This is a genomic window from Marinomonas sp. CT5 (assembly GCF_018336975.1).
GTDB lineage: Bacteria > Pseudomonadota > Gammaproteobacteria > Pseudomonadales > Marinomonadaceae > Marinomonas.
This window is the reverse complement of the sequence record NZ_CP025572.1, coordinates 4,009,495-4,034,694: the sequence shown is the minus strand read 5'-3', so window position 1 is coordinate 4,034,694 and position 25,200 is coordinate 4,009,495. Positions and strand designations below refer to the sequence as shown.

25 protein-coding genes and 1 other RNA gene are annotated in these 25,200 nt (G+C 42.4%); 14 read left to right on the top strand and 12 right to left on the bottom strand.

What is annotated here, in order from left to right:
- Positions 1-651 (top strand): IS3 family transposase (locus tag C0J08_RS19260; RefSeq protein WP_212653515.1); only part of this gene is annotated, 651 nt, incomplete at its 5' end.
- A gap of 116 nt (positions 652-767) precedes the next feature.
- On the opposite strand, the gene ssrA is transcribed toward C0J08_RS19260, so the two are convergent.
- Positions 768-1,129, bottom strand: a transfer-messenger RNA (tmRNA) gene (ssrA, locus tag C0J08_RS19255).
- Positions 1,130-1,215: 86 nt separating this feature from the next.
- Entirely contained in the window at positions 1,216-1,695 is a 480-nt protein-coding gene (smpB, locus tag C0J08_RS19250) for an SsrA-binding protein SmpB (protein WP_212653514.1), read from the bottom strand.
- Between the two features lie 181 nt (positions 1,696-1,876).
- Between smpB and C0J08_RS19245 the strand changes: the two genes are divergently transcribed.
- The 3 genes from C0J08_RS19245 to C0J08_RS19235 are packed head-to-tail and all read left to right on the top strand — an operon-like array spanning position 1,877 to position 3,955.
- Positions 1,877-3,235 (top strand): sodium-dependent transporter, encoded by a 1,359-nt coding sequence (locus C0J08_RS19245; RefSeq protein WP_212653513.1) that lies wholly within the window; start codon positions 1,877-1,879, stop codon positions 3,233-3,235.
- A gap of 1 nt (position 3,236) precedes the next feature.
- A complete protein-coding gene (locus C0J08_RS19240; RefSeq protein WP_212653512.1) occupies positions 3,237-3,668 on the top strand; it encodes a type II toxin-antitoxin system RatA family toxin in 432 nt (143 codons plus the stop codon).
- 2 nt (positions 3,669-3,670) lie between these two features.
- Positions 3,671-3,955 (top strand): RnfH family protein, encoded by a 285-nt coding sequence (locus C0J08_RS19235; RefSeq protein WP_502711622.1) that lies wholly within the window; start codon positions 3,671-3,673, stop codon positions 3,953-3,955.
- On the opposite strand, the gene C0J08_RS19230 is transcribed toward C0J08_RS19235, so the two are convergent.
- The gene (locus C0J08_RS19230; protein WP_212653510.1) at positions 3,952-4,269 is read right to left on the bottom strand and encodes an outer membrane protein assembly factor BamE; all 318 of its coding nucleotides are present in this window, start codon (positions 4,267-4,269) and stop codon (positions 3,952-3,954) included. The two genes, C0J08_RS19235 and C0J08_RS19230, sit on opposite strands and share 4 nt — an antisense overlap.
- 69 nt (positions 4,270-4,338) lie before the next feature.
- Here C0J08_RS19230 and fur point away from each other — a divergent pair, with 69 nt between their 5' ends.
- Positions 4,339-4,749 carry a ferric iron uptake transcriptional regulator gene (gene fur, locus C0J08_RS19225; RefSeq protein WP_212653509.1) on the top strand — a complete coding sequence of 137 codons (411 nt, stop codon included), beginning with the start codon at positions 4,339-4,341 and terminating at the stop codon, positions 4,747-4,749.
- Between the two features lie 92 nt (positions 4,750-4,841).
- Here the strand turns inward: fur and recN are convergent, their stop codons facing one another.
- On the bottom strand, positions 4,842-6,512 hold the full coding sequence (gene recN / locus C0J08_RS19220) for a DNA repair protein RecN (protein ID WP_212653508.1): 1,671 nt from the start codon (positions 6,510-6,512) through the stop codon (positions 4,842-4,844).
- A gap of 185 nt (positions 6,513-6,697) precedes the next feature.
- On the opposite strand from recN, the gene grpE reads away from it, so the two are divergent.
- The 3 genes from grpE to dnaJ all read left to right on the top strand — a co-directional run bounded on the left by grpE (position 6,698) and on the right by dnaJ (position 10,607).
- On the top strand, positions 6,698-7,276 hold the full coding sequence (gene grpE / locus C0J08_RS19215; RefSeq protein WP_212653507.1) for a nucleotide exchange factor GrpE: 579 nt from the start codon (positions 6,698-6,700) through the stop codon (positions 7,274-7,276).
- Positions 7,277-7,380: 104 nt separating this feature from the next.
- Entirely contained in the window at positions 7,381-9,294 is a 1,914-nt protein-coding gene (gene dnaK, locus C0J08_RS19210; RefSeq protein WP_212653506.1) for a molecular chaperone DnaK, read from the top strand.
- A 185-nt stretch (positions 9,295-9,479) separates the two neighbouring features.
- Entirely contained in the window at positions 9,480-10,607 is a 1,128-nt protein-coding gene (gene dnaJ / locus C0J08_RS19205) for a molecular chaperone DnaJ (protein WP_212653505.1), read from the top strand.
- Between the two features lie 107 nt (positions 10,608-10,714).
- Here the strand turns inward: dnaJ and gbca are convergent, their stop codons facing one another.
- Both gbca and C0J08_RS19195 read right to left on the bottom strand, forming a co-directional pair.
- Positions 10,715-11,986, bottom strand: coding sequence for a glycine betaine monooxygenase oxygenase subunit (gene gbca, locus C0J08_RS19200; protein WP_212653504.1), 1,272 nt, complete (start codon positions 11,984-11,986; stop codon positions 10,715-10,717).
- Positions 11,987-12,336: 350 nt separating this feature from the next.
- The gene (locus C0J08_RS19195) at positions 12,337-12,948 is read right to left on the bottom strand and encodes a uridine kinase family protein (RefSeq protein WP_212653503.1); all 612 of its coding nucleotides are present in this window, start codon (positions 12,946-12,948) and stop codon (positions 12,337-12,339) included.
- A 126-nt stretch (positions 12,949-13,074) separates the two neighbouring features.
- Here C0J08_RS19195 and C0J08_RS19190 point away from each other — a divergent pair, with 126 nt between their 5' ends.
- From C0J08_RS19190 to gcvA, 4 genes are all read left to right on the top strand, one after another.
- Positions 13,075-13,626, top strand: coding sequence for a uridine kinase (locus C0J08_RS19190; RefSeq protein ID WP_212653502.1), 552 nt, complete (start codon positions 13,075-13,077; stop codon positions 13,624-13,626).
- A gap of 93 nt (positions 13,627-13,719) precedes the next feature.
- The gene (locus tag C0J08_RS19185; protein ID WP_212653501.1) at positions 13,720-14,049 is read left to right on the top strand and encodes a DUF3392 domain-containing protein; all 330 of its coding nucleotides are present in this window, start codon (positions 13,720-13,722) and stop codon (positions 14,047-14,049) included.
- Between the two features lie 262 nt (positions 14,050-14,311).
- Positions 14,312-15,685: a glyceraldehyde-3-phosphate dehydrogenase gene (locus C0J08_RS19180; protein ID WP_212653500.1), complete on the top strand. Its 1,374-nt coding sequence runs from the start codon at positions 14,312-14,314 to the stop codon at positions 15,683-15,685.
- 515 nt (positions 15,686-16,200) lie between these two features.
- Positions 16,201-17,139 carry a transcriptional regulator GcvA gene (gene gcvA, locus C0J08_RS19175; protein ID WP_212653499.1) on the top strand — a complete coding sequence of 313 codons (939 nt, stop codon included), beginning with the start codon at positions 16,201-16,203 and terminating at the stop codon, positions 17,137-17,139.
- On the opposite strand, the gene C0J08_RS19170 is transcribed toward gcvA, so the two are convergent.
- The 3 genes from C0J08_RS19170 to C0J08_RS19160 form a co-directional block, all read right to left on the bottom strand.
- On the bottom strand, positions 17,136-17,906 hold the full coding sequence (locus tag C0J08_RS19170) for a TSUP family transporter (RefSeq protein WP_212653498.1): 771 nt from the start codon (positions 17,904-17,906) through the stop codon (positions 17,136-17,138). The two genes, gcvA and C0J08_RS19170, sit on opposite strands and share 4 nt — an antisense overlap.
- Positions 17,907-18,023: 117 nt before the next feature.
- The gene (gene glpD, locus C0J08_RS19165; RefSeq protein ID WP_212653497.1) at positions 18,024-19,517 is read right to left on the bottom strand and encodes a glycerol-3-phosphate dehydrogenase; all 1,494 of its coding nucleotides are present in this window, start codon (positions 19,515-19,517) and stop codon (positions 18,024-18,026) included.
- A gap of 185 nt (positions 19,518-19,702) precedes the next feature.
- Positions 19,703-20,476 carry a DeoR/GlpR family transcriptional regulator gene (locus C0J08_RS19160; RefSeq protein WP_212653496.1) on the bottom strand — a complete coding sequence of 258 codons (774 nt, stop codon included), beginning with the start codon at positions 20,474-20,476 and terminating at the stop codon, positions 19,703-19,705.
- Positions 20,477-20,647: 171 nt separating this feature from the next.
- Here C0J08_RS19160 and glpK point away from each other — a divergent pair, with 171 nt between their 5' ends.
- Entirely contained in the window at positions 20,648-22,132 is a 1,485-nt protein-coding gene (gene glpK / locus C0J08_RS19155; RefSeq protein WP_212653495.1) for a glycerol kinase GlpK, read from the top strand.
- A gap of 92 nt (positions 22,133-22,224) precedes the next feature.
- Positions 22,225-22,515: a hypothetical protein gene (locus tag C0J08_RS19150; protein WP_212653494.1), complete on the top strand. Its 291-nt coding sequence runs from the start codon at positions 22,225-22,227 to the stop codon at positions 22,513-22,515.
- Positions 22,516-22,611: 96 nt separating this feature from the next.
- Here C0J08_RS19150 and C0J08_RS19145 read toward each other — a convergent pair whose 3' ends face one another.
- The 3 genes from C0J08_RS19145 to C0J08_RS19135 all read right to left on the bottom strand — a co-directional run bounded on the left by C0J08_RS19145 (position 22,612) and on the right by C0J08_RS19135 (position 25,172).
- Positions 22,612-23,127 (bottom strand): DUF501 domain-containing protein, encoded by a 516-nt coding sequence (locus C0J08_RS19145; RefSeq protein ID WP_212653493.1) that lies wholly within the window; start codon positions 23,125-23,127, stop codon positions 22,612-22,614.
- 9 nt (positions 23,128-23,136) lie between these two features.
- Positions 23,137-23,547 carry an energy transducer TonB gene (locus C0J08_RS19140; protein ID WP_212653492.1) on the bottom strand — a complete coding sequence of 137 codons (411 nt, stop codon included), beginning with the start codon at positions 23,545-23,547 and terminating at the stop codon, positions 23,137-23,139.
- Between the two features lie 197 nt (positions 23,548-23,744).
- Positions 23,745-25,172 carry an aminotransferase-like domain-containing protein gene (locus C0J08_RS19135; protein WP_212653491.1) on the bottom strand — a complete coding sequence of 476 codons (1,428 nt, stop codon included), beginning with the start codon at positions 25,170-25,172 and terminating at the stop codon, positions 23,745-23,747.
- Between the last annotated feature and the right edge of the window lie 28 nt (positions 25,173-25,200).

Here is a 25,200-nt window from a genome sequence, read left to right as displayed (position 1 = left end):
CTCCGTAAAGCCAAAATAGGACTGAATCATAAAACAGTGCAAAAACTGATGAGGTTATTGGGGCTTAAATCTAAGGTACGACCTAAACGCTATCGCTCTTATCGAGGCGAAATAGGACGTATCGCGGACAATCTCTTATGCCGAAATTTTAAAGCGGACAGACCGAATGAGAAATGGGTCACCGACGTGACAGAGTTTAATATTAAAGGGCAAAAAGTATACTTGTCCCCAGTAATAGATCTGTTTAACCAAGAGGTGATTGCCTACCAAATTAAAAAGACAGCGCATTTACCGCTCGTGACTGACATGCTAAAAGAAGCGATGAGTGGCCTAAAAGAAGGAGAAATACCGATATTACACAGTGATCAGGGTTGGCAGTACCAGCAAAAGCAAACACGATATCTTTTGGAGAAACAAGGACTACAACAAAGTATGTCACGAAAAGGAAATTGTTTGGACAATGCTATGGCTGAGAACTTTTTTGCATTACTAAAAACGGAAATGTTCCATGGTGAAACCTTCGAAGATGCAGATGATTTGATCCAAGAACTTGAAGAGTATATTGATTACTACAATACGAAACGAATAAAAATGGGGTTAAATGGCCTGACTCCGGTAGAGTACCGAAATCAGGCAATGTTAGCCGGTTAATAAAGTGTCCAACTTTATGGGGTCACTTCAGATTAGCGGTTTTTTTGTTTGGTGCCTCATATGTGCACCGACCTCATTTTAAAAAGTGCAAACCTTTTTAAAATCAAGGCTTTAATTGGTGGAGATGGGGGGATTCGAACCCCCGTCCGCCAGTCCTCTGCCATCGGATCTACATGCATAGTCACTTCTATTATTTGACCACGAACCGCCCGAAGGACAGGGTGTTAATGGCGAGCCTACTTAATCTTAGAACCTTATCCCTAGGCAGGGCATCGGTTAGCATCTTGTAATTTATGATACTGCAGAATCTCTGGCTACAAGCAACCTGAGGGCAGCACACTAGCAGCGGTTTAGGCTGCTAAAGCGTAGTTTTCGTCGTTTGCGACTATTAAATTGATGCGGGGGATTTACGAGATCACGCATCACTCTCGACATGCACCTCAGGTTTTGTAACCGGCGTCGAAACCAAGTCATCCCCGAAGTTGGCGTTATACTAGCGGAAACATTTAATTTACGCCAGAGGTAACGCTAAAATGCTAACTATCTACACGTTTATCTTAGGTGTTAAACGCTGTGTTTCATGAGTCGTTCTTTGTCTCTTGACCAAGAGCGATCACGTTCGGTATCCCGTTTGTCGTGATCTTTCTTACCAGTTACCAAAGCGACTTCGCATTTGATTTTGTTGCCTTTCCAGTACAGCGCCATGGCCGCACAGGTTTTGCCTTTTTGCTCGGTGACTTGGATGATTCGGTCAAGTTCTTTGCGATTTAGTAATAGTTTACGTTGACGCAAAGGTTCACACACAACGTGCGTAGAGGCACTGAGTAGTGGCGTAATACGCGCACCGACAAGCCACGCTTCGTTTTGGTGAATAATGACGAAGGAGTCTACTAATTGGGCTTTGCCTTCGCGTAGGCTTTTTACTTCCCAGCCAGACAAAACCAAACCGGCTTCGAACTTCTGGTCAACAAAGTAGTCGTATTTGGCACGTTTATTAAGCGCGATGGTGCCCGTGCTGTTGGATTTTTTCTTTACTTTACTCATAGTTTGAAATTATACGGTCGATAGAGGTAAAAACCTATGCTTTTCTTGAGGTATGCGCCTTAATGTTGGAAAATTCGCACTTGTTAATTAATTTGTCTGGTTAGGTCTTGCGGGTGTGTTGGCCACATTTGCGTTTTATTCCTATCCTTAAACACATCTTGTGTATTTAGAGCCTAAATTTATGCCTGAAAGTCGATGTTTACAAGGTATCTGGTCAAGTCCGTGGATATTTATTTTTGCGGCCAGTGGATCGGCGGTTGGATTAGGGAATATCTGGAAGTTTCCTTATGTGTTAGGACAAAACGGTGGCGGTGCCTTTCTGTTTGTGTATTGCTTGTGTTTGCTGTTGGTTGGTTTGCCGGTTCTAATGGCTGAAGTTGCTTTAGGCCGTACCGTACGTTCTAACCCAATTGATACGGTCAATGATTTAAGTGAGCGCCGTATTATTCACCCTGCATGGGTGTGTGTACCCTGGCTTGCCGGTATTACGGGTTTTTTGATTCTGACTTTTTATAGTGTGATTGCCGGTTGGTCGTTGGCGTATTTGGATCGTGCGGTGTCAGGCGATTTTTCGGGTATCTCTCAATTTGGTGCGTCCAAAATGTTTGATACTTTGTTAGCCACACCGGCAGAAATGCTGTTGTGGCATTCTGTTTTTATGGTGTTGGTAATATTAACGGTTGGGCAATCTGTAACTCGTGGTTTGTCTTCTGTGGTGCGAGTTCTGCTACCTGTATTGGTTGTGGCTTTGTTATTAATGGCTTGTTATTCCATGATCATTGGTAATATGAGCGAAGCGTTGAATTTTATGTTTCGTTGGTCTTGGCAGGACATTACTTTTGAAGTGGTTTTGGCCGCGGTAGGTTTGGCTTTGTTCAGCTTAAGTGTTGGTATGGGGGCGATGTTTGCCTATGGCGCTTATATGAGTAAGCGCATGTCAATTGCTCGAGCATGCAGTATTGTGGTCGGTGTCGATTTGCTGGTCGCTATTTTGGCTGGTTTGGTCATTTTTCCGTTGGTGTTTTCATTTAATATTAATGTGGAAGCTGGACCAAGTTTGACCTTTGTGTCTTTGCCTATCATTTTTGGTAGTTTGCTAGGTGGTCAATTTTTTGCCGGCGTATTCTTTTTATTGCTCGTGGTGGCTGCCCTTACGTCAGCGATATCCATGTTAGAATTGTTTGTTGCTTGGCTGCATGAGAAATTTTATATCGCCCGTTTAAAAGCCGCCATGGCAATGGGGATTGCGGTTTGGTTTGTCGGTATCGCTGTGTTGCTATCTTTTAATCATTGGGACAGTAAAATAGTCTTCGGTTTAAACTTCTTTGAGCTGTTGGACGAGTTTACGTCTTTAATATTGTTGCCAATAGGCGCCATTCTATTATCTGTTTTGGTCGCTTGGTTTATTCCTCGTTCAATGTTGCAAAATGAAATGATTACAAAGCAACCAAGTCATTTTCAGTGGTGGTATAGCACATTGAAATACATAAGTATTCCAGCAATGATTGTGATTACTCTTGCTGGTTGGATAGGAGTGTAATTTGAGTCATATAGAACGCTTCGCACATGTGAATTACAGTTGCGAGCAAATGTTTGCCTTGGTGAACGACATAGATGGTTATCCTGAGTTCTTACCTGGCTGTTTGGACTCTACTTTAATTTCGCAAGCGCCAACGGAAATTGTGGCGTCATTAGAAGTGGGTAAAGGGCCTGTCAAACAATCTTTTACGACTAGAAATGTATTAGAAGAGTTTAGTCGTATTGAAGTGAATTTGGTAAAGGGGCCGTTTAAGAGTTTGTATGGTGTATGGACTTTCACTGAACTGTCTCCGACTAGTTGTAAAATTATGTTGAGCATCGAATTTGAATTGAGCGGTATGCTAAAGTTTGCTTTTGGTAGTGTGTTTAGCCAAATAGCTAACACCATGGTGGAATCTTTTAGTAAGCGTGCAAAAGTGGTATACGGTGAATGAGTATGCGAGTTGAAGTAGCGTATGCTTTACCTGAGAAGCAAAAAATCATTGCGCTAGAGGTAGAGGAAGGTTGTACGGTTCGTGAGGCAGTACGCCGTTCGAACATTCAGGTGTTTTTTCCTGATGTGGATGTTGAAAACGTAAAAGTTGGCATTTTTGGCAAAGCAGTACGAAATGCTGATCAACAAGAATTAAAAGAAGGTGAGCGAGTTGAGTTGTATCGCGAGCTGAAGGTTGACCCTAAACAAGCAAGGGCCAACCGAGCAGCAAAAACAACCAAGGGTTAGTTGTTTTTGATTTCTGTTAGAACGCCATTGTTAAAAATGAGTACTAGGTCTTTTGCCGCGCTTTTCGGTGTGTCTGGTGCTGGGTATAACGAAGTATAAAGATAATGCCATTCGTTTGGCTTAAACGTGTCTCTTAACATTGGGGTACCTAATAAGTAAGTAACCTGAGATTCAGACATACCAAGTTGTAACTGAGATAGTTGCTCCTGAGTTATAAGGTTGCCTTGTGTGACTGGAGCTTTGTACGGTGGTGGAAATAAACTGCATGCGCTAAGTGATAGCGTCGCGCATAGTATTAAAACTGATTTTTTCATTTGTATTATCCTTACTCTGGTATGCTAATGATAAAGTAATTATCAACAAGATCGAATAGAGAATGACTCATGACTAGCGAAAATCAAGAGCTAAAGAAAGCGGGACTCAAGGTAACACTACCACGAGTGAAAATTTTACAAATTCTTGAAGGTGCGGGTGACCGCCATATGAGTGCCGATGATGTATATCGTACTCTGCTTGATCAAGGAGAAGATGTGGGATTGGCAACGGTTTATCGTGTGCTAACTCAGTTTGAAACGGCGGGGTTGGTTCAGCGTCATCACTTTGAAGCGGGTACGGCGGTTTTTGAATTAGCGAAAGGGGATCATCACGACCATATGATTTGCTTGGAAACAGGTAATGTAATTGAGTTTGTTGATCCAATCATCGAGAAGCGTCAGCATGAAATTGCTGAAGAGCATGGCTTTGAGATTGAGGATCATAGTTTGATTCTTTACGTGCGACCAAAGAAGAAATAAATACTCTTTTGCCTACAGGCAATAAATGAAGAGGGCCTAAATAGCAGAGTTTAGGCCCTTTTTTATTGTCTGAATGTCTTCGTGAGGCGTTACTACTGAAGCTGAACGTTACCCAGCATTTCGCGAGCATGAGCTAAGGTTTGTTCGGTGAGTTCTAATCCGCCTAATAAACGGGCAATTTCTTGGGTGCGGTCTTGGTCTTTCAATAGTTCAACTTGTGACGATGTGGCTTCGTCTTCTACCAGTTTGCTGACTCGTAGGTGTTGATTACCTTGGGCGGCCACTTGAGCCAAGTGGGTAACACAGAAGACTTGTCCGCGTTGCCCCACTGAACGCAACATGCGACCCACGACTTCCGCAATGCCACCACTGATACCCACATCCACTTCATCAAAGACAAGTGTAGGAATAATCGAGGTGTGGGCGGTGACGACTTGAATGCCTAGGCTGATACGTGACAACTCACCTCCAGAAGCGACTTTGCGCAAAGGTTGCGCCGGTTGCCCTGGGTTAGAGGCAATCATGTATTCGATATCTTCAAAGCCATTGGCCGACACTTGGTTGAGTGGCTGGCACTGAATATAGAAGCGGGCGTGTGGCATACCCAAGCCATGAATTTGTTCCTCAACTTTTTGGGCTAGCTCGTCTTTAGCGATTATGCGTTTTTCGGTCAGATTGGTAGCCAGTGCTGTAAGCTTCTCATAAGCTTGCTCTTCTTTTTCTTTTAATGACTCAAGGCTTTCTTCGCTGCCTTGTAGGCTATTTAGTTCCGCCTCGACACTTTCTCGTAGAGCAAAAAGCCCTTCTGGCAAGGTTCTGTGCTTGCGAGCCGTGTCGTAAATGTCTGATAAACGCTGTTCAATATCCATAAGGCGTTCTGGATTTTGCTCTAGTGTGTCTTGATAGTGATGCAAGCTGTGCGCCGCTTCTTGAGCTTGTATAAGAGCGACATTCATCATTTCTAATGCGTTTTCTAATTCTTTGGTTGCGGGATGAATCTGGCTGGCGCTGTTAATTGCTTGATGCAATAAAGAGCAGACATTGCCTTCTTCACTGTCGGTTAGTAGTCCGCTGGCTTGGTACGCTTTAAATTGCGAGTCAGCAATATTGGATAAAAAAGCCTGTTCATTTTCTAGCTCTTCGATTTCACCTTCTTTTAAATCCAGCTGTTGAAGCTCTTGCGCCTGATAGGACAGCAGTTGAATCTTGGCATCTTGTTCAGAAGAGCGATTTTGCAATGCCGACAGTTCTTCTTTGAGTTGTCGCCATGTTGAGTATTGTTGATTGACTTGTTTGCTTAGTTCAGTCAGTTGGCCGTATTCGTCGAGTTGTTGTCTTTGTGCGTTTTTTTTAAGTAGTGACTGATGTTCATGTTGCCCATGAATATCAACCAACTGACTGCCAACTTCTTTTAAGTCGCTTAAGGTGCAAGGGCGGCCATTAATATAAGCTTTTGAGCGACCTTCTTTGCTGATGACGCGACGTAATATGCAGTGCTGTTCTTGCTCTAAATCTCTTTCTTCGAGCCATTTATGGACGTGTGGATAGTGTTGGATATCAAAGCTGGCACTGATGTCGGCTTTCTTTTGTCCATGTCTGACAACGGCGGCATCGGTTCGATCCCCTAAGCAAAGAGACAAAGCATCCACCATAATGGATTTTCCTGCTCCGGTTTCACCTGATATCACGGTCATGCCTTTTTTGAATTCCAGTTCGAGAGATTCAACAATGGCGAAGTTGGAAATAGCGATGCTGGTCAGCATAGAGTGCTCCAAAGAGAGAATATATTTATATGGTTATTTATACAGTACTTGGTTGTTTTTTGACAAGTCCCTTCTAGAAAATTAATTCCCATTAAATTAATGCGGATTTAGTGTTGAAAGGTAAAAAGCTGTCCCCATATAACTGGCACAGACAAAGAATTGTTTCTGTTATTTGGAGTTAAAGAATGAGTGAGCAGCAAAAAAATCCTAATCTAGAAGCGGAGCAAGATTTGAAAAGCGAAACGCAAAACGAAACAGTAGAAGAGCTTCTAGAGCCTGAAGTAGAGACTTTAGAAGAAGTTACTGAAAACGATGAGCTTGCAAAAGCATTAGAAGAAGTCGCTCAGTATAAAGAGGCGGCACTTCGAGCTCATGCAGACGCACAGAACATACGTCGTCGTGCTGAACAAGATGTTGAGAAAGCCCATAAATTTGGTTTAGAAAAATTTGCTAAATCGATTGTGAATGTAGCAGATAATCTTGAGCGTGCTTTGGCTTCTGCGCCAGACACAGGTGAATCCGATCCTGTGCGTGAAGGGGTAGAGCTGACGTTAAAAGATTTGCTTGAGACTCTGGCTCGCTTTGAAGTGAAGGTGGTTGATCCTCATGGCGAACCATTCAATCCTGAATTGCATCAAGCCATGACTATGGTGCCAAATCCAGAAATGGAACCGAACACGGTTATGGATGTTGTTCAGAAAGGTTACACATTGCACGGTCGCTTGTTGCGTCCAGCAATGGTTGTGGTTTCAAGCGCCGCTTAAAAAAAATACTGTCATTTTTTTGACACTGGACGCTTGAAATACTTTTAAGCGTACCCAAATACAGAATTATCATTGTAATAAACGAATTTATTGGAGATACAACCATGGGTAAAATCATAGGTATTGACTTAGGTACAACAAACTCTTGTGTTGCTGTATTGGACGGCGAAAAAGCTCGCGTTATTGAAAACGCTGAAGGCGATCGCACCACTCCTTCCATCGTTGCCTTTGCGGAAGACGGTGAAGTATTAGTTGGTCAATCAGCTAAGCGTCAAGCAGTAACCAACCCAACAAACACATTGTTTGCTGTTAAGCGTTTGATCGGTCGTAAGTTTAAAGACGATGTTGTTCAAAAAGACATCTCTATGGTGCCTTACAAAATTATTTCTGCTGACAACGGCGATGCTTGGGTAGAAGTAAAAGGTGACAAGAAAGCGCCACCACAAATCTCAGCTGAAGTTCTTAAGAAAATGAAGAAAACAGCAGAAGATTACCTAGGTGAGAAAGTAACGGAAGCGGTTATTACTGTTCCTGCTTACTTTAACGACTCTCAGCGTCAAGCAACTAAAGATGCGGGTAAAATTGCTGGTCTAGAAGTAAAACGTATTATCAACGAACCAACGGCAGCGGCATTGGCTTACGGTCTAGATAAGAGCTCTGGTGATTCAACGGTTGCTGTTTATGACCTTGGTGGTGGTACGTTCGATATCTCTATCATTGAAATTGCCGATGTAGATGGCGAGAAGCAATTCGAAGTATTGTCTACAAACGGTGATACTTTCCTAGGTGGTGAAGATTTCGATATGCGTGTTATCGAATACTTGGCGGCTGAGTTCAAGAAGTCATCAGGTATCGATCTACACAACGATCCACTTGCGCTACAACGTTTGAAAGAAGCTGGTGAGAAAGCGAAAGTTGAGTTGTCTTCTTCTTCACAAACAGAAGTTAACTTGCCTTACATCACAGCTGATGCGACTGGTCCTAAACACTTAAACGTGAAATTGACTCGTTCTAAGTTGGAGTCTTTGGTTGAAGAGCTTGTATTGAAATCTCTTGAGCCATGCCGTCAAGCACTGAAAGATGCGGATCTGTCTGCTTCTGATATTGATGAAGTTATCTTGGTTGGTGGTCAAACTCGTATGCCACTTGTACAAGCAAAAGTAACTGAATTCTTTGGCAAAGAGCCACGTAAAGATGTAAACCCAGATGAAGCGGTTGCCATCGGTGCGTCTATTCAAGGTGCGGTACTTGCTGGTGATGTGAAAGACGTTCTTCTTCTAGACGTTACACCATTGTCTCTAGGTATCGAGACTATGGGTGGTGTAATGACAGCGTTGATCGAGAAAAATACGACGATTCCGACTAAGAAATCTCAGACTTTCTCTACAGCGGAAGACAACCAAAATGCGGTGACTATCCACGCATTGCAAGGTGAGCGTAAACAAGCGGCACAGAACAAGTCTCTAGGTCGTTTCGATTTGGCTGACATTCCACCTGCGCCACGTGGTGTGCCACAAATCGAAGTAAGCTTCGATATCGATGCCAACGGTATCTTGAGTGTGTCTGCGAAAGACAAAGCGACTGGTAAAGAACAGTCTATCGTTATCAAGTCTTCTTCTGGCTTGAGCGATGAAGAAGTTGAAAAAATGGTTCAAGACGCTGAAGCGAATGCTGAAGAAGACCGTAAGTTCGAAGAACTTGTACAAGTTCGCAACACTGCTGACGGCATGATTCACGCAACTCGTAAGACATTGACTGACGCTGGTGATAAAGCAACAGCGGAAGAGAAAGAAGCGATTGAAACAGCGATCACTGAACTGGAAGAAGCGCTAACATCTAACGACAAAGAGAAGATCGAAGAGAAAACCAATGCGTTGACTCAAGCATCTGGTACTTTGGCTCAGAAGATGTACGCAGAAGCAGAAGCCGGTGAGCAGCCAGCTGAAGGCGAACAAGCTAAGTCTCAGGATGATGCGGTAGACGCAGAATTCGAAGAAGTGAAAGAAGATAAAAAATAAGCGCTAAGCACTTATTTTGCCCTGATTCATAGGGTGTGGCGAGCACGGTTTCTAGACCGTGCTTTGCTATTTAAACTGTCTTCAATTGATGAGCTTTAAGCTATTCATATTTCAATTTCGGCTTTTTTATATAGATCTTCAATTCAGACTTTTAATTCGGACTTTTCAATTCAGGAATGCCTGCGATGAGCAAAAGAGACTATTACGACGTTCTTGGGGTGGCCAAAGACGCGGATAAGAAAGAGATTAAAAAAGCTTATCGTTCTTTAGCGAATAAGTACCACCCAGATAAGAACCCAGATAACCCTGAGGCGCTCGAGAAATTCAAAGAGCTAGCTGAAGCTTATGAAATATTGTCTTCCGAGGACAAACGAGCGGCTTATGATCGATTTGGTCACGAAGGCGTAAACGGCCAAGCTGGTGGCTATGGCGGCGGTGCAGGCGCTGGTGGTTTCAGTGATATTTTTGGTGATGTTTTTGGAGATATTTTCGGCGGCGGTGGTGGCGGTCAAAGCCGTACTCGTCGGGGCTCCGATTTACGTTACACATTAGAACTAGATCTTGAACAAGCTGTTTGGGGATGCGAAGAAAAAATTCGTATTCCAACTTTAGTGAATTGTAAAACGTGTGATGGTTCTGGTGCTAAGAAAGGGTCTACGCCTAAAACGTGTGGAACTTGTGGTGGTGCTGGCCAAGTACGTATGTCACAAGGCTTCTTCTCTGTTCAGCAAGCGTGTCCAGAGTGTCATGGTTCTGGCCAAGTCATTAGTGATCCTTGTAGAGATTGTCATGGTCAAGGTCGTGTTCAGGAATACAAAACGCTGAATGTGAAAATTCCTGCTGGTGTCGACACGGGCGACCGTATTCGTCTATCCGGTGAAGGTGAAGCGGGAACTCATGGTGGTCCAGCTGGAGACTTGTTTGTTCAGGTATCTGTTAAACCGCACAATATTTTTGAGCGTGACGGTGCGAATCTGTACTGTGAAGTGCCTATTAGTTTCACCACTGCAGCGTTGGGCGGTGAAATTGATGTGCCGACATTAGATGGTCGTGTTCGTCTTAAAGTAACTGCTGAGTGTCAATCAGGTAAATTGTTCCGCCTACGTAATAAAGGGGTTAAGCCTGTTCGTGGTGGTCCAGTGGGTGATTTGATTTGTAAGGTTGTTGTTGAGACACCAGTGAATTTAACGGCTCGCCAAAAAGAGTTGTTCACTGAATTGGCTGAAAGCATGGGTGAGGGAACAGATCACTCACCAAAGCAAAAGAGTTGGTTTGATGGTGTGAAACGTTTTTTTGATGATATTAAAAAATAACGTTTTATAGCTCTTTTGCTAAGTGTTTAAAGCTAGTCAATCAGTAAAAATAAAAAAGGCGCCAATTTTGGTGCCTTTTTTATTGAATGAAAGAATCGACTTCAGCGTTATTTTTTTAGGTTGTTTTGAATTGTGTCTGTGTACCATTCTAAAAAATTCATAACACCAAACTCGAAAGTTTCAGAATATGGACCAGGTTGATAACCTATGGAATTGATTCCAAGTTGGTTTTCTTCGCCAAGAATCCGGTCTTGGTCATTGGTTGCATCCCAAACTTGACGTATACGATCAGGATCGTAGTCTTCGCCTTCTACTGCGTCTTTGTGTACAAACCATTTGGTGGTCACCATAGACTCTTGTGCTGAGATAGGTAGTACGCGGAATACAATAAAGTGATCGGACTGCATATGATTCCAAGAGTTAGGCAAATGCAGAATTCGCATAGAGCCAAGTTCAGGATTTTTAATGTTGCCAAGCATTTTCTTGCAACCGGCTTCGCCGTCTATTGTCATCACTTTGGTACCTTTCTTCAGTGGCATACGCACGATACGATTACGTTTACCTGGGCCAAAGCTGCGGTGTTCGTGTGGAATGCCCTCTGCATCCCATTTGGCCGCTTGTTCTGCGTAGTGGTCTAGGAAGTCTTGGGGTGCTCTAGGGTCATTTGTATCATCCCATTCTAGGATAGTATTTAATAATTCAGGGTGGCTACCAGCACAGTGGTAACACTCGCGGTTGTTCTCTATGACGAGTTTCCAGTTGGCTTTTTCATACATATTGGATTCCGCAACCAGCTTGGTATTTTCAACATCGTATGGTGCCATGTACTCTTCAAGTGTTGCTAAAAACTCATCGAAATCCCCTTCAGGTGCTGCTTTGCCAAGAGAGACAAATATAAATCCACCAGCGGTTTTGCAGTGTGCTTTCTTAAGGCCATGCTGAGATTTGTCGAAGCTATCGCCCATTTCAGTTCCTGCAAAAAGTAGGTTGCCTTTTAGGTCGTAAGTCCACTGATGATAAGGGCATACGAGGTTTGCTACTTTGCCACGATGTTTTAGGCAAATGCGAGAGCCACGGTGACGGCAAGTATTATGAAATGCACTGACGGATCCATCTGCATCACGCACGATCAGGATAGGGTTCTGTGCAATTTCAACAGTGAAATAATCGCCACGATTTGGGATTTCACTGGTCATACCAACAAATAACCATTCTTTTTGGAATATTTCTTCAATATCAACGCGAAACATATGAGGATCGTTGTATAGCGGAGCATCCAACGAGTAGTTTGCTGGGCGAGCTTCGAGCAATTTCGACATTTCTGCTCGAGCTTCTTGAACAGTCGCGTAACGTAGGTTTAACAGATCATTTTGATTCATTAGAGTGACCTTCTATAACAAAGCCTGGTTGATGTGGCTTCTCTCGTCGGATCGATAATTCCAGGTTGGCTCTTAGGCATTCCTTTTTTACCGTTATAATTGTGACGCTATCCTCACTTATATTTAGAAGGGGGAAGTGACCAAACACGACATTTTCAAATGCATATATCGACGAGATTTGTCATATGAAGTGTTTAAAGCTATTTTGTTGATTTAGGTCAGTAATTACTTGTGAGGGCTTGAGAATGGCAAAGGAATGTTGTGGTTGGTGTACTGTTAAATGAGACCTTCGTTATTAATAATGTCTCCTGTTGAGAGATAAATTAGTTGTTTTTGCTTGAGTAAGGCGCCTATTTGGCGCCTTTTTCTTTGAGTAAATAATTAATGTAGTTGCTTAATAAGTTTGCTGCATTAGTGAAGCTTTTGTTATTGGGGATAATAAAATCCGCTTTACCACGAATGTCTATGGTTTTTAGTGATGCTTGTCGAACATGGCGCATGTAACGGCTGGTTACTTCGTTTACATCTCTTCCACGTTCAGCGATGTCGCGTTTTAAGCGACGTACAATAGCGATGTCCATGTCAGTATCAACATACAATAGATAATCTACAGCATCACGAATCCCTGGATCTTGGAACATCATGTGGCCTTCCACCAGCACAACATGTGTTGGATCTAAGTTACGATAGCCAATGCGTTTGTGTTGGGAGTGGTCGTAAACTGGGATTTCATTGGGTTGTTGGCGATTTTTACAGTTGTGTATTGCCAGTGTGAGGCTTTCAAGATCTAGTGAGCTTAGGTCGTCAAAATTATAAACATCAGGGTCAATGCTGCCGCAGCCATTGTAAAAACTATCTTGGCATAAGACCGTTATTTTGTCGCCTTGACCTTCCGCTAATAAAGAACATAGTCGACTTTTTCCACTGCCGGATACACCAGTGATGCCAATAACAAGAGCCATGAATTACCTCGAAAATAAAGTGTTGGAGCGCCTTGAACCAAAAGCGCCGATTATGTTGTATTATATATCAGGTTTAGGTTTTTTTGTGCTGCAACCTTGTAGGTTACTTATTGAAGGGAAAGATTAATGCTAAATAGAATGAGATTAATGTTATCTGTGTTCATTTTTGCATTTTTTGTTGGAGCCGTGAGTGCAGAGACAGATGGAGCATCTAATGTTTCTAATAAGGCCGAGTTATTTGGCCTGCCCTTTAATGATCTAAGTTTGTCATTATTAGAACGACATCTAAAAAGTTTAGGTTTGCAAAAGTATCCGTCTTATAAGGCAGGGGTTGTGAGTTACAGTTTAGGGCCTAAAGGTATTTTAGGGGTTACAAATGCCACTATTTACTCAAATACCTCTGGCTATATTCATCAAGCTTTATTATCAGGCGTGATAGAAAGTAGCGAAGACCGACAGGCGCTAGGTGAGTTATTAGAAAAAAAGTATGGTACTCCAGGATCGGGGCAGTTAAAGACGGGTGTCGGTCGAGCAAAATGGTTGTTTGATGACGACACTAGCATTGAGCTTCACAATGATTCTTATGACGTTTCTATTACCTATATTGATGAAAAGCCTATGGTCGATTCGCACACTGGAGAAATAGATGTTGAGGCCTTGTTACGCAAAAATCAGTAATAATGTCTTTGACCTGCTTTAACAGTATGATGTTGCACTTCATGAGTGATGTTTTTCAAAAAAGTTGTTTGTTTCATTTGTAGCTAATTATTTATGTTTATTCTTGATGTTAACCTTCGATTGGCTCATTTTATTCAGCCCCACCTTAATGATATTTCATTGGCGTTTGTCGCAACCTGTTTGGTGGTTTATGGCGATAAAGTGAATGGGATTCTCAAAAAAATGGTTTCCTCTTGGTTCTTTGTCGCTAGAGTTTCTGCTTTTATTCTTATGTGTACTTTTGGTTATGGGCTTTTGGCGTTGTGGAGTCAGCCGTTGGTTTATTGGGGAATTACCCATGTAGATCTGATCTATCGACCTACAGTAATCATTTTTTGTTTTTGTTTTTTAGGCGTTTTAGCCGAAAGAAAGCGCCATTTATAAAATAGTTTATGAAATTTCCTGTCAGTTTTCGTTGCCAAATTACAACATAATTACTGTATTTTGTATGATGTTTCGCTTAGAGGTGCGAATATGTTGTAAAGTTTCTAGCTCTTCTCTGTTATTTCGTTATTTCTATAAAAAAACATTCTAAACACCCGATTTATAAGGTTTTTTGTTGTCTTCTTACAATTTGTTTTTGTCCTAGTCTGCCGTTAAACTGCGCCCATATTGATAAAACAAAGTCTTTTTTCGGGGGCAGAAAATGACAAGCACTTGGTTACAGGCACTTTCGCAAGCAGAATCTATGATTCCTCTTTTGGGTAAACTTGGTCGCGAAAAAGCGGTAAAAGTTCAGTTGGCAGGTAATACCTTAATGGCAGATTCAGTTACTGCTTTGATGGAGGTGTTTGATCAACATCCTGAATTAGATCTTGCTCAAGTCTATCAAGTGTTAGAACAAGTCTTGGTAAGCGACACGGCGAATACGGTTGTTGAACTAGAATCTTTGATTGCAGAAGCGGATGTTGAGTCTGTATTGGCTGCTCAGTCCAATGATGGTTCTGAAACCCCTGTTGTTTTATACGGATTTGGTCGTATTGGTCGTCTTCTTGCTCGTCGGATGTGTGCTTTGGGTCATACTACGCCAGGTATGAATTTAGCAGCCATTGTTGTGCGTAAAGCATGTGATAATGACCTTTCCAAACGAGCAAGCTTGCTGAAATACGATTCTGTTCATGGCACTTATGATGGCTTAGTAAAAGTGGATGAAGCCAATCAAAGCTTGGTTATTAATGGTTCTCCTGTAAAAGTTATTTACGCAGCTGACCCTGCTGAGGTTGATTACCAAGCCCATGGTATCAACAATGCTTTGCTTGTTGATAATACTGGTAGATGGCGTGACCATGACGGTTTAAGTGTCCACTTGAATCGCCCAGGTATTGAACGTGTTGTGTTGACTGCTCCTGGTAAAGAAATGAAGAACGTCGTTTTTGGTGTGAACGATAGTGATATTACGGATGCTGATCGTATTGTTTCTGCTGCATCTTGTACGACGAATGCGATTACACCTATTTTGTCTGTATTAGAGAAAGAATTTGGCATTGAATCCGGTCACGTAGAAACGGTACACGCTTACACAAATGACCAAAACTTGATCGATAATATTCATAAAGGTGATCGTCGTGGCCGTGCTGCAGGCATGAACATGGTGATGACAGAAACGGGCGCTGCTAAAGCGGTATCAAAAGCGATTCCTTCTCTAGAAGGTAAGTTGAGTGGTAGTGCGATTCGCGTTCCTGTTATTAACGTTTCTATTGCTGTACTAAGTTTGAACTTGAAGTCAGCTACGTCAGTTGAAGATATTAACAAGTTGTTGAAAACCGCAGCCAATAGTGCTGAATTGACTGGTCAGATTGGCTACAGCGAAGAAGCTGATGCAGTTAGTTCTGACTTTATCGGTTCTCAACAAGCGGGTATTTTGGACTCTCTATCAACGAAAGTTCGTGGCAACCAAGCAACTTTATACGTTTGGTACGATAACGAATACGGCTATAGCTGTCAGGTTGTACGCTTGATGGAGAAGCTTGCCCAAGCAAATTTTACTAAAGCTGAATTGCTTGAAGGCAAAGCGGCTTAACAGATGACCGGACACATTTGATATGTGTTATTAACGGCGACCTTCGGGTCGCCGTTTTTTTTGCCTTAAATTTACGTTTATAAATTTCAAGCAAAAAAAAGCCGGACAGGGTCCGGCTTCAATAAAAGTAACTAGCAGTTGCGAATAACATCATTCTGTGGGGAGTGATGATACTCATCTAAAGCATGACTGTGGGACATGTTTTAGAGGCAATACAGTTAGGGCTGTATTGGTAAATATTAGGTCGCTGTTCAACCTAAGAGATTCGATAATTCTAGCTATTTAGTTTTGTGTGACAAACGATATAAATTGATTTGTTGGATTAGCTGAATTAATGCAAAATAGATAAATGAAAGTTCATAGCGTAATTATGTTATCAAAATATCAGGAATTATATTTCTTAAGTATTTGTTTATTAATACTATATTCCTTTAGTTTAGTTCTTTTATTATTGATTTTCTAATTGAAAGCATCTTCTACTTTGCAGTAGCTGAAATTGTCTTAGAGTGGTTTTTATGAAGTCTGTTCCTTTAGCTGGACTAGGTACATTCGCCATTGCGGCACGTCATTTGAGTTTTACCAAAGCGGCTCAAGAAATGCACTTAACGCAAGGGGCTGTAAGCCAGCAAATTCGGCAGCTAGAAGAGCGTTTGAGGCTGACTTTATTTATTCGTTATCATCGGCGTCTAGAATTGACCGTAGCTGGTGCACGTTTAGCTGTGCAGCTAAACCATAGTTTTAATGAAATTAATGATTTGATCTTAGAGTTACAGGAAGAAGAAACGTCTAATATTTTGACTGTTTCTGTTATGCCTTCTTTCGCGACAAAGTGGTTGATTCCAAGATTGGGCAGTCTACAAGAAGCTTATCCGGATTTGCAGCTTCGCATACAGGCAAACGATAGAGAGGTAAATTTTCAGCGAGACCGAATAGATGTCGCGATTGTACATAGTCATGTTCACAGTTCAAAAGGGCACACGGTTCCTTTGATGAAAGATAAAGTATTTCCGGTTTGCAGTCCTGCGTTTGCTCAGCAAAGAGCGTTAACCCAAGCCAGTCAATTAGCACAAGTGCCTTTATTGAATGATGACTCTGAATGGCGCTTTTCTAGCCCTTACGCGGAATGGGAAAAGTGGCTGCAACTAGTGAATGAAAAAGGTATTAAGCCTTCTCGGGGGATTAGTTTTAATCGCGGTGATCTTGCGGTGCAAGCGGCTATTGCAGGACAAGGTGTCGCGTTGGGAAGAACTCCTTTGGTGATGGACGATATTCAGCAGGGTAGGTTAGTGATGCCGTTCCCACAAACATTAGACGAAGGCCATGCTTATTTGTTTGTTTGTCCTGAAATGCAGTGTCAACGAGAGCCTGTTCAGCAGCTGCTTAGCTGGTTAGTGACACAATGTTATGAGTACTCGCCGGATGATGCTCTGACCTCCCCTGACGAGCTGGGTTAATTGTCTAGGAGTAATTTAACCGAAATTGCTAAGCACATAATGATCACCATGGGCCGAATCAATTTTGCGCCTTTGGTGATGACAAGGTGCGAACCAATTTGTGCACCAAACCACTGGCCAATTCCCATCACAATACCTAGTGCCCAGATAAGGTGTCCGCTAAACGCAAACATAGCTAAAGAGGATAGGTTGCTGGTGGCATTAAGTACCTTGGTATGAGCCGTTGCTGATACCACTGTGAGTCCCATTAAACACAAATAAGCCGTAGAAAAGAAAGCGCCAGTTCCGGGGCCGATTAAGCCATCATAAAAACCAATGCTGGTGCCGATAATCACAGCAAATTGTATATGAGTCAGAGAAAATTTACTGGCAATATATGGTTGAATTTTAGGGAGAAAGAAAAAGAAAATGGCTACGGCAATTAAGATGATTGGAACGGCTTTGAGCAGCAGGCTACTGTCTAAGTAGGAGACTAATAAGGTGCCACCAATAGCCCCTATTGCTGTCATGAGAATCGGGAACCACATATCAGAGAGTTTAACTTGGCCTCTTTTAATAAAGTGATAAGACGCTGATACAGTTCCTGCACACCCTTGTAACTTATTGGTAGCCAGCGCTTCAGCAGGTGATAGTCCGGCAGCCAATAATACTGGTACGGTAATTAGTCCACCTCCTCCTGCGATTGAATCGATAACACCAGCCAAAAAAGCGGCACCAAATAGGAAAAGATAGACCCAAATGGAAAGGTCGAAGAAAACATAATCCATTGATTTTTTAATTCCTATTTAGAAAAGTGTTAATGACTTTTAGTAGATCAAAAAAGCCCACCTAGACAATCGTTTAGGTGGGCTAAAGTATAGAAATCTGACTTCTATGCTCGTAAATTATTGAGCCACTTTGGCTTGTACATAACTTTCAAGAACCTCTGTTTGTTCTGAAGTAAATTCAATGCCAAGCTTGGTGCGTCGCCAGAGGATATCTTCAGCTGAATGCGCCCATTCGTGATTAATTAAATAATCGACTTCTACTTGATAAAGCTCATTACTAAAGTGTTTACCAAGGTCTTTTTCACTATTCACGTTTTCTAACAAGGTGTGAGTTAATGTGCCGTAACTGTTAGCAAATCGGTGGGCTAAGTGTGCTCCAAGAAATGGGTATTCTTTTTGAAGCTTCATTCCGAATGCTTCAAGAGACATGCCTAAATCCCCTCCAGGTAGCGGTTTACTATGAGTCCATTCACCTCCAAGTTTGTCAAAGTAAGGTGTCAATTTGCTCATAGCGGAAAGCGCTAACTTACGATATGTGGTAATTTTGCCGCCGAAAATACTTAATAAAGGTGCTTTTTGATTTTGGTCATCTAGGTGTAGGGTGTAATCACGTGTTACAGCAGATGGATCGGATGATTCGTCTTCCAATAAAGGTCGAACACCTGAGTAGCTCCATATAACATCAGCAGGTGACAGCGTTTTCTTAAAGTGGTCGTTGGTCACTTTGAGAATGTACTGAGTTTCCTCTTCGGAAATGGCAACGTCATTTGGGTCACCTTTGTATTCCACATCCGTTGTACCCAACAGAGTGTAGTGCTCACGGTAAGGGATGGCGAAAACGATACGCTTGTCGGTGTTCTGCATGATAAAAGCATTAGAATGCTGATATAACTTGGGTACCACAATATGGCTACCTTTGATCATACGAATACCGTACGGTGCTTTTTTCTCGATTTTGGTTTCAATAAAGGAAGATACCCAAGGGCCAGCCGCATTCACTAAAGCGTCGGCGGTGATTTCTTCAACTTCTTGGGTAATTTGGTTTTCTAGGCTGATGTGCCATTGATCATTGATTCGTTTGGCAGAGATGCAACGAGTCCGAGCGAAAATAGAGGCACCATTTTGTTGTGCGCTCAGTGCATTTGTAACCACCAAACGTGCATCATCTACCCAACAGTCGGAGTATTCGAAGCCTTGTTTAATATCATCTTTTAATGGGCTGTCTGTGCCGTATTTTACGCCTTTAGAGCCAAGTAGCGTTTCACGTTTTCCTAAATGATCATACAAAAATAAGCCAATACGGATGAGCCATGCAGGGCGTAAATGGGAGCGATGAGGCATTTGGAAACGCAATGGAGTAACAAGATGTGGCGCCACTTTTAAAAGTACTTCACGTTCCGTTAGAGCTTCTTTGACCAGACGAAACTCATAGTGCTCCAAATAGCGCAGGCCGCCATGAATAAGTTTGCTGCTTGATGATGATGTCGCATGAGCCAAATCTCCCATTTCACAAAGGCCAACATGCAAGCCTCTTCCGGCTGCATCCGCAGCGATTCCTGTGCCGTTAATGCCGCCACCTACAACAAATAGGTCAAAATGGGAGTGATTCATATCTTGCCTCACGATTAAAATGTATATTGTTATGTTCGAAAATGAACATTTATGTTCGATATTAAACCTATGGCTGGCGTATGACAACATCACTTTGTTAAGTTTTGGTGATTATTTAATCTTATTTTGGCGAGTAATGGTGTGGGAGAGGAGGTTGGCGCGACTAAATAGCAAGCGCCAACCGATTATTTATTAGGGGTGCAGAGTTCTAAACGAACCTTGTGTTGCTTCATAAGGCTGTCGATTGCTTTAGGCGGTTGTTCGTCCGTGAAGAGTCTATCTACTTGGGTAATGTTGCCTAAGCGGACCACCGCATTTCGGCCAAATTTTCCGCTGTCTGCTGCCAGAAAGACGGTGCGTGAATTGTTAATAATGCTCTGAGCAACTCGTACTTCCTGATAATCGTAATCTAGAAGAGAGCCGTCATTTGGGTCTATGCCACTGATACCAATAATGCCAAAGTCCACACGGAATTGGTTGATAAAGTCGATAGTCGCTTCCCCCATTACACCGCCGTCCCTCGAACGAACTGTGCCTCCAGCAATAATGACGGTGAAATCTTCTTTGCCACTTAAAATCGTGGCCACATTGAGATTGTTGGTAATAACTTGCAAACCTTGATGGTTTAATAGTTCCCGTGCAACGGTTTCTGTTGTAGTGCCTATGTTAATAAACAAAGAGGCATTATTGGGTATTTCTGCCGCGATACGTTTTGCTATTTGTTCTTTTGCTGGGAGCTGCAAAATTTGTCTGGTGGCGTATGCCACGTTTGTTGTGCTTGAGTCGTAGCTGGCTCCGCCATGATGGCGACGTATTTGGTCTGCTTTTGCTAATTCATTGATATCACGACGAATAGTCTGTGGGGTAACGGAAAATTGACTGGCCAATTCATCAATAGTTACATAACCCTTTTCCTTCACAATGGCGATAATGTTGTCTTGACGAGATAGTTGACCCATATTGTTTTCTTCTCCTGATAAAAGGCATTACTTGTTAAACGATGCTTGCTAAACGAGTGTGCATTGGTTTTTAATAAGGAATATTCGTATTTGAATATTCATGTTCAAAAAACAAAACAACAATTTAGCCGTTCGCTTTTTGAATGGCTGTGATTTCAAAGAGAATTCACTATGACCCATTATATTCTTGCAATAGATCAAGGTACTACCAGCTCTCGAGCGATTTTATTTGATGAGAAAGGTGCTCGCGTTGGCCAGTCTCAACAAGAGTTTCCGCAAATATTTCCTAACGATGGTTGGGTTGAACATGATCCGGAAGATATTTGGTCATCTACTTTAGCTGTGTGTCGATCTGTTCTCAAGGATACAGGGATAGACGCGCAAGCGTTAGCAACTATAGGTATCACAAATCAACGCGAAACAACGATACTTTGGGATACTGAAACGGGCAAGCCAGTTTATAACGCGATTGTTTGGCAAGATAGACGGACGAGTGAATTTTGCCAAACATTAAGTGAGCAAGGTTTAAGTGAAAAGGTGCAAGAAAAAACCGGTTTGCTGATTGACCCCTATTTTTCTGCTACCAAGATTCGTTGGATTCTAGATAATGTGGATGGGGCTAAAGACAAAGCTCAAGCAGGGCGTTTGGCATTTGGTACAATTGACAGTTTCTTGTTATGGCGACTCACTAATGGTCAATCTCATAAAACGGATGCAACCAATGCCGCTCGGACAATGGCGTTTAATATTCATACGCAAGAATGGGATGATGAGCTGATTGAGCTGTTAGGTATCGGTGATGTTTTGTTCCCTGAAGTGATGGATTGCAGCGCGGACTTTGGGGTGATTGATGCCTCTTGGTTGGGCGCTGAAATTCCAGTCAATGGTATTGCTGGAGATCAACAGGCTGCATTAGTCGGTCAGGCGTGTTTTGCTCCGGGGATGGTTAAAAGTACTTACGGTACCGGCTGCTTCATGATTTTGAACACGGGTGATAAAGCCATTCGCTCAGAACATAAATTACTGACCACCGTAGGATATCGCCTAAATGGAAAAGTTACTTATGCCTTAGAGGGAAGTATTTTTGTCGCTGGTGCGGCGATTCAGTGGCTTCGCGATGGTTTAAAGTTATTTTCAGACGCCAAAGAAACTCAAAGTTTAGCCAAGCAAGCTTTGAATGATGATTCGGTTTATTTAGTGCCCGCATTTACTGGATTAGGGGCGCCATACTGGGATCCAGATGCTCGTGGTGCCATGATTGGCTTGACTCGAGATACAAGTGTATCTGATATTGTGAGTGCGGGTTTACGCTCGGTTTGTTATCAAACAAAAGACCTTGTTGGAGCAATGGCACAAGATGGTGCGACATTCAGCTCTTTACGTGTTGATGGCGGAATGGTAATTAATGATGTCATGGTGCAGTTCTTAAGTGATTTATTAGAAATTACCGTAGAGCGTCCCTGTGTGACGGAAACGACAGCATTGGGTGCAGCATTTCTTGCAGGTTTACACGTTGGTCTTTATCAGTCTTTGGATGAAATTGAAGCATTGTGGAAAGCGGACAAATGCTTTGAGCCTTCAATGGCTGAGGGCACAGGCGAGAGATTGTATCAAGGTTGGCAAAAAGCGGTCGACCGTGTACGTACAAGGGACTAACTTTTACGATTTGATACATGCTATCTCTTGTGTGAAAGGCAAAATGTGTCTAACTTAAACATAAGGATGTTTTATCATAAAGGGTTTCGAGAATGTCAAAACAGTTTGCCGAAGTACAGCAAGATGATTTTATGAAGTTTGGTGGCGAGCGACCAAGCTATTTAGAAATTGAAGATGCATTAATGGCGTTAGGTGGACATGGTGTTAGCGGAAATAACTTCAAGAATGAAATGGTGAAGTTAGCAGGTTGGACCGGTGGTGCATTAACAACCTATGCTCAGCGAGCTGCAGTAGCACAAGCTGCATTCAATCGTATTCGTGAAGTATTGCCGACGGTTAAGACGGCTGAAGAGCTGAAAGAAAAGCTTAAAAGCCTAAAATAAATAAAGGGCTATTTCTGAGTCATGAGTGCTAACGAATAAAAAGGGGAACAACTTAATAGATTGTTCCCCTTTTTTGTTTTTCTACTTGCTATGAATTTATTCAGCGTCAGCGATGGCTTTTATGCCGTATTCTTCATCCAATATTTGACCAATAACATTATTGCCAGCAAGATGATGGGCGTATTGCATGTGTAAGCATCTTACTTGGTCCCAATTCGCAATACCGCCAATGCCTAGTTTATCAAATAAAGGCTTAAAGCCTTTCTCTTCTATAATGGCTTTGTGTTCGTCGCTCATGACTTCCCAGCGCCTAGCAATATAATCACGATGTGAAGCATGGTGGGCTTCGCGTAGAGCTTCGTCTTCTTTGATACGTTGTTCAAGCTCTTTGACAACACCCTGACTTTCGATTTTTGCCAAGGCCTTGTCGATGGCTTTGCTAGATAGCCAGTACAGAGTAGGAAAAGGCTGTTCGAAAACCCAGGTTTCCATTTCTAGTACTTGAGGAATGCCATTAGGTGAATAATGTGCAATGGCACTAATGCCACTAGGCGTTCGTCCTAGCTGGGAAGTGATGATATCAATATCACGTTGAGAAAGAGTGGTTGTCATGGTGTCTTATTATAAAGTGAAAGCGGGAAAACTGGCGGCAAACTTCTGTATCCATTCGGCGGCCGCTTCGTTGTAGTTGAGTCGTCGACCAGCCATTTTGGCTTGACGTCGATAATGTTCGATCTGAGAAAGTTGTTCTATCATGCGAACGCAGTAGCATTCTTCTGCGGTTGGAAACTCTATGGCGATGTGATAGCCATCGTTCTCTTTATTGCACGATACAATACGGCCAGACACGCAAAAGTTAGGGTCTATCTCTTCCAATGTAATTCTAACCGAGCGCCCATTATCAAAAGGACGAAGGGTGACATATGTAATACCGACAAACCCAGCTCGATCTTCAGTTATTTGAGGAAAGGGCTGATCTTCTATTAGTGTAATTTCTAATGGAAGGTCTCTCGGATGTGCAACAAATTCCATCGCAACAAGCCAGCTACTATTTCAGATGTTCAAGTTATCGGCCAAGGAGGCAGAGTGTTTAAAAAAGAATGCGAATTGTACGCTTTTTGCTCTGTCTGTACAGATGAATTTAAAGATGGCAAATATAGAAAACATAACTTTTACTTATATATGAAAAAACGTCTACTGAGTAATAGCTCATGGTACCTAGTTCATCCTTAAGAGGCCCTACTTGAATGTAATTGTGAATAACAAAGTTTGCCGAGTTCTTTTAGTGCGGCATCCGTTTTATTATCCCAAGTTAGTGCATAGTTCAGTCTGAAATGATGACTAAATTGAGCCGTTAAACTAAAGGCTAGACCAGGTAGTAAACCAATGCCAATTTCTAGAGCTTGGGTATGAAGCAGCATAGCATTGACTGCACTGGGGAGTGTAACCCATAACAAGAAACCACCACGTGGGTTTGATGTTGTCGTACCTTCTGGAAAATGTTGCTGAATAAGAGCTTGGCAGCGAGCTAAGTTGTCTTGGTAAGCCAGTCGAGTTTTTCTTAGGTGTCTATCATAAGCACCGTTTTCTAGAAAATTGGCGATAGCTGTTTGTGTTAAAGTGGGAATAGCCAAAGATTGAACATAAGCATAATGTTCAATCTTCGTCTGAAATTGACCACCGACGATCCAGCCGATACGAAACCCAGGAGCAATACTTTTAGAAAAAGAGCTGCAATAAATAATGCTGTTATTTTTATCGTCTGCTTTTAAGGAACGTTCGTGTTTGTCTTTATAGCTTAATTCCCCGTATACATCGTCTTCTATAATAGTGAAATTGTGCATCAGCGACTGATGAATGATACGTTGTCTGGCCTGGTGATTTAGGGTTGCACCGCTTGGGTTTTGGTTGTTTGGAGTCACAATGCAGGCCTTTATTTGCCATTCTTCAGCGGCCTTTTCTAATAAGTCTAAGTCTATGCCTGTTTCTGCATAGCAAGGGATTTCCACCGCTTTTAAATTTAGAACTTCAATTGCCTGTAAAACACCATGATAAGCAGGACTTTCAATCGCGATGGTATCACCTGCTGTTGCCACCGCTTGCAGTGAGAGCATCAGTGCATTTTGGCACCCTAAAGTAATGGTTATGTCGTCTGGTTGCAGTTGGCAGCCGCTATCAAGCATACGTATGGCTATTTGACGGCGTAAGCTGAGAGAACCTGGGGTGAACTCATAAGCGGCACATATTTCTGGCTCAAGGCGCATTAATCGACCTACCGAGCGCTGTAGTTGTCTGATAGGTAAAAATTGGCTTTTAGGAATGGCTGCGCCAAATTGAATGACATGGTTATTTTGTGATGTATGCAGCAAACGACGCAGTAGAGTGTGGATACTGGTGTCATTTTGTGTGGGCTCAATTTTTGCTTGTTCTAATACTTGGGGTTGGATCTCTTGGACAAAGTAGCCTTTTTGAGGCCGTGCTTTGATCACCCCTCTGTCTTCTAACAAACTATAAGCTTGCAAAACGGTTGCCACACTTACTTCCATTTGTTTGCTGGATTTTCGTACCGAGGGAATTTTTGCGCCCGGCAAAAAAATACCTTCATGAACTTGATGTTCAATTTGGTTGGCAATTTTTTCGTATAAGGGGCAATCCATAAAGCGTAGGTCGAATTCAAAATGAGAG

Bases quoted from the DNA above. Each gene is read 5' to 3' on its own strand.
- C0J08_RS19185 (WP_212653501.1), top strand. From the start codon at position 13,720: ATGTTTATTCTTGATGTTAACCTTCGATTGGCTCATTTTATTCAGCCC.
- C0J08_RS19170 (WP_212653498.1), bottom strand. From the start codon at position 17,906: ATGGATTATGTTTTCTTCGACCTTTCCATTTGGGTCTATCTTTTCCTA.
- C0J08_RS19195 (WP_212653503.1), bottom strand. From the start codon at position 12,948: ATGGCTCTTGTTATTGGCATCACTGGTGTATCCGGCAGTGGAAAAAGT.
- glpK (WP_212653495.1), top strand. From the start codon at position 20,648: ATGACCCATTATATTCTTGCAATAGATCAAGGTACTACCAGCTCTCGA.
- C0J08_RS19135 (WP_212653491.1), bottom strand. From the start codon at position 25,172: ATGGATTGCCCCTTATACGAAAAAATTGCCAACCAAATTGAACATCAA.
- C0J08_RS19145 (WP_212653493.1), bottom strand. From the start codon at position 23,127: ATGACAACCACTCTTTCTCAACGTGATATTGATATCATCACTTCCCAG.
- dnaJ (WP_212653505.1), top strand. From the start codon at position 9,480: ATGAGCAAAAGAGACTATTACGACGTTCTTGGGGTGGCCAAAGACGCG.
- C0J08_RS19180 (WP_212653500.1), top strand. From the start codon at position 14,312: ATGACAAGCACTTGGTTACAGGCACTTTCGCAAGCAGAATCTATGATT.
- glpD (WP_212653497.1), bottom strand. From the start codon at position 19,517: ATGAATCACTCCCATTTTGACCTATTTGTTGTAGGTGGCGGCATTAAC.
- recN (WP_212653508.1), bottom strand. From the start codon at position 6,512: ATGCTGACCAGCATCGCTATTTCCAACTTCGCCATTGTTGAATCTCTC.
- C0J08_RS19230 (WP_212653510.1), bottom strand. From the start codon at position 4,269: ATGAAAAAATCAGTTTTAATACTATGCGCGACGCTATCACTTAGCGCA.
- gbca (WP_212653504.1), bottom strand. From the start codon at position 11,986: ATGAATCAAAATGATCTGTTAAACCTACGTTACGCGACTGTTCAAGAA.
- gcvA (WP_212653499.1), top strand. From the start codon at position 16,201: ATGAAGTCTGTTCCTTTAGCTGGACTAGGTACATTCGCCATTGCGGCA.
- dnaK (WP_212653506.1), top strand. From the start codon at position 7,381: ATGGGTAAAATCATAGGTATTGACTTAGGTACAACAAACTCTTGTGTT.
- C0J08_RS19160 (WP_212653496.1), bottom strand. From the start codon at position 20,476: ATGGGTCAACTATCTCGTCAAGACAACATTATCGCCATTGTGAAGGAA.
- fur (WP_212653509.1), top strand. From the start codon at position 4,339: ATGACTAGCGAAAATCAAGAGCTAAAGAAAGCGGGACTCAAGGTAACA.
- C0J08_RS19235 (WP_502711622.1), top strand. From the start codon at position 3,671: ATGCGAGTTGAAGTAGCGTATGCTTTACCTGAGAAGCAAAAAATCATT.
- C0J08_RS19190 (WP_212653502.1), top strand. From the start codon at position 13,075: ATGCTAAATAGAATGAGATTAATGTTATCTGTGTTCATTTTTGCATTT.
- smpB (WP_212653514.1), bottom strand. From the start codon at position 1,695: ATGAGTAAAGTAAAGAAAAAATCCAACAGCACGGGCACCATCGCGCTT.
- C0J08_RS19245 (WP_212653513.1), top strand. From the start codon at position 1,877: ATGCCTGAAAGTCGATGTTTACAAGGTATCTGGTCAAGTCCGTGGATA.
- C0J08_RS19140 (WP_212653492.1), bottom strand. From the start codon at position 23,547: ATGGAATTTGTTGCACATCCGAGAGACCTTCCATTAGAAATTACACTA.
- grpE (WP_212653507.1), top strand. From the start codon at position 6,698: ATGAGTGAGCAGCAAAAAAATCCTAATCTAGAAGCGGAGCAAGATTTG.
- C0J08_RS19150 (WP_212653494.1), top strand. From the start codon at position 22,225: ATGTCAAAACAGTTTGCCGAAGTACAGCAAGATGATTTTATGAAGTTT.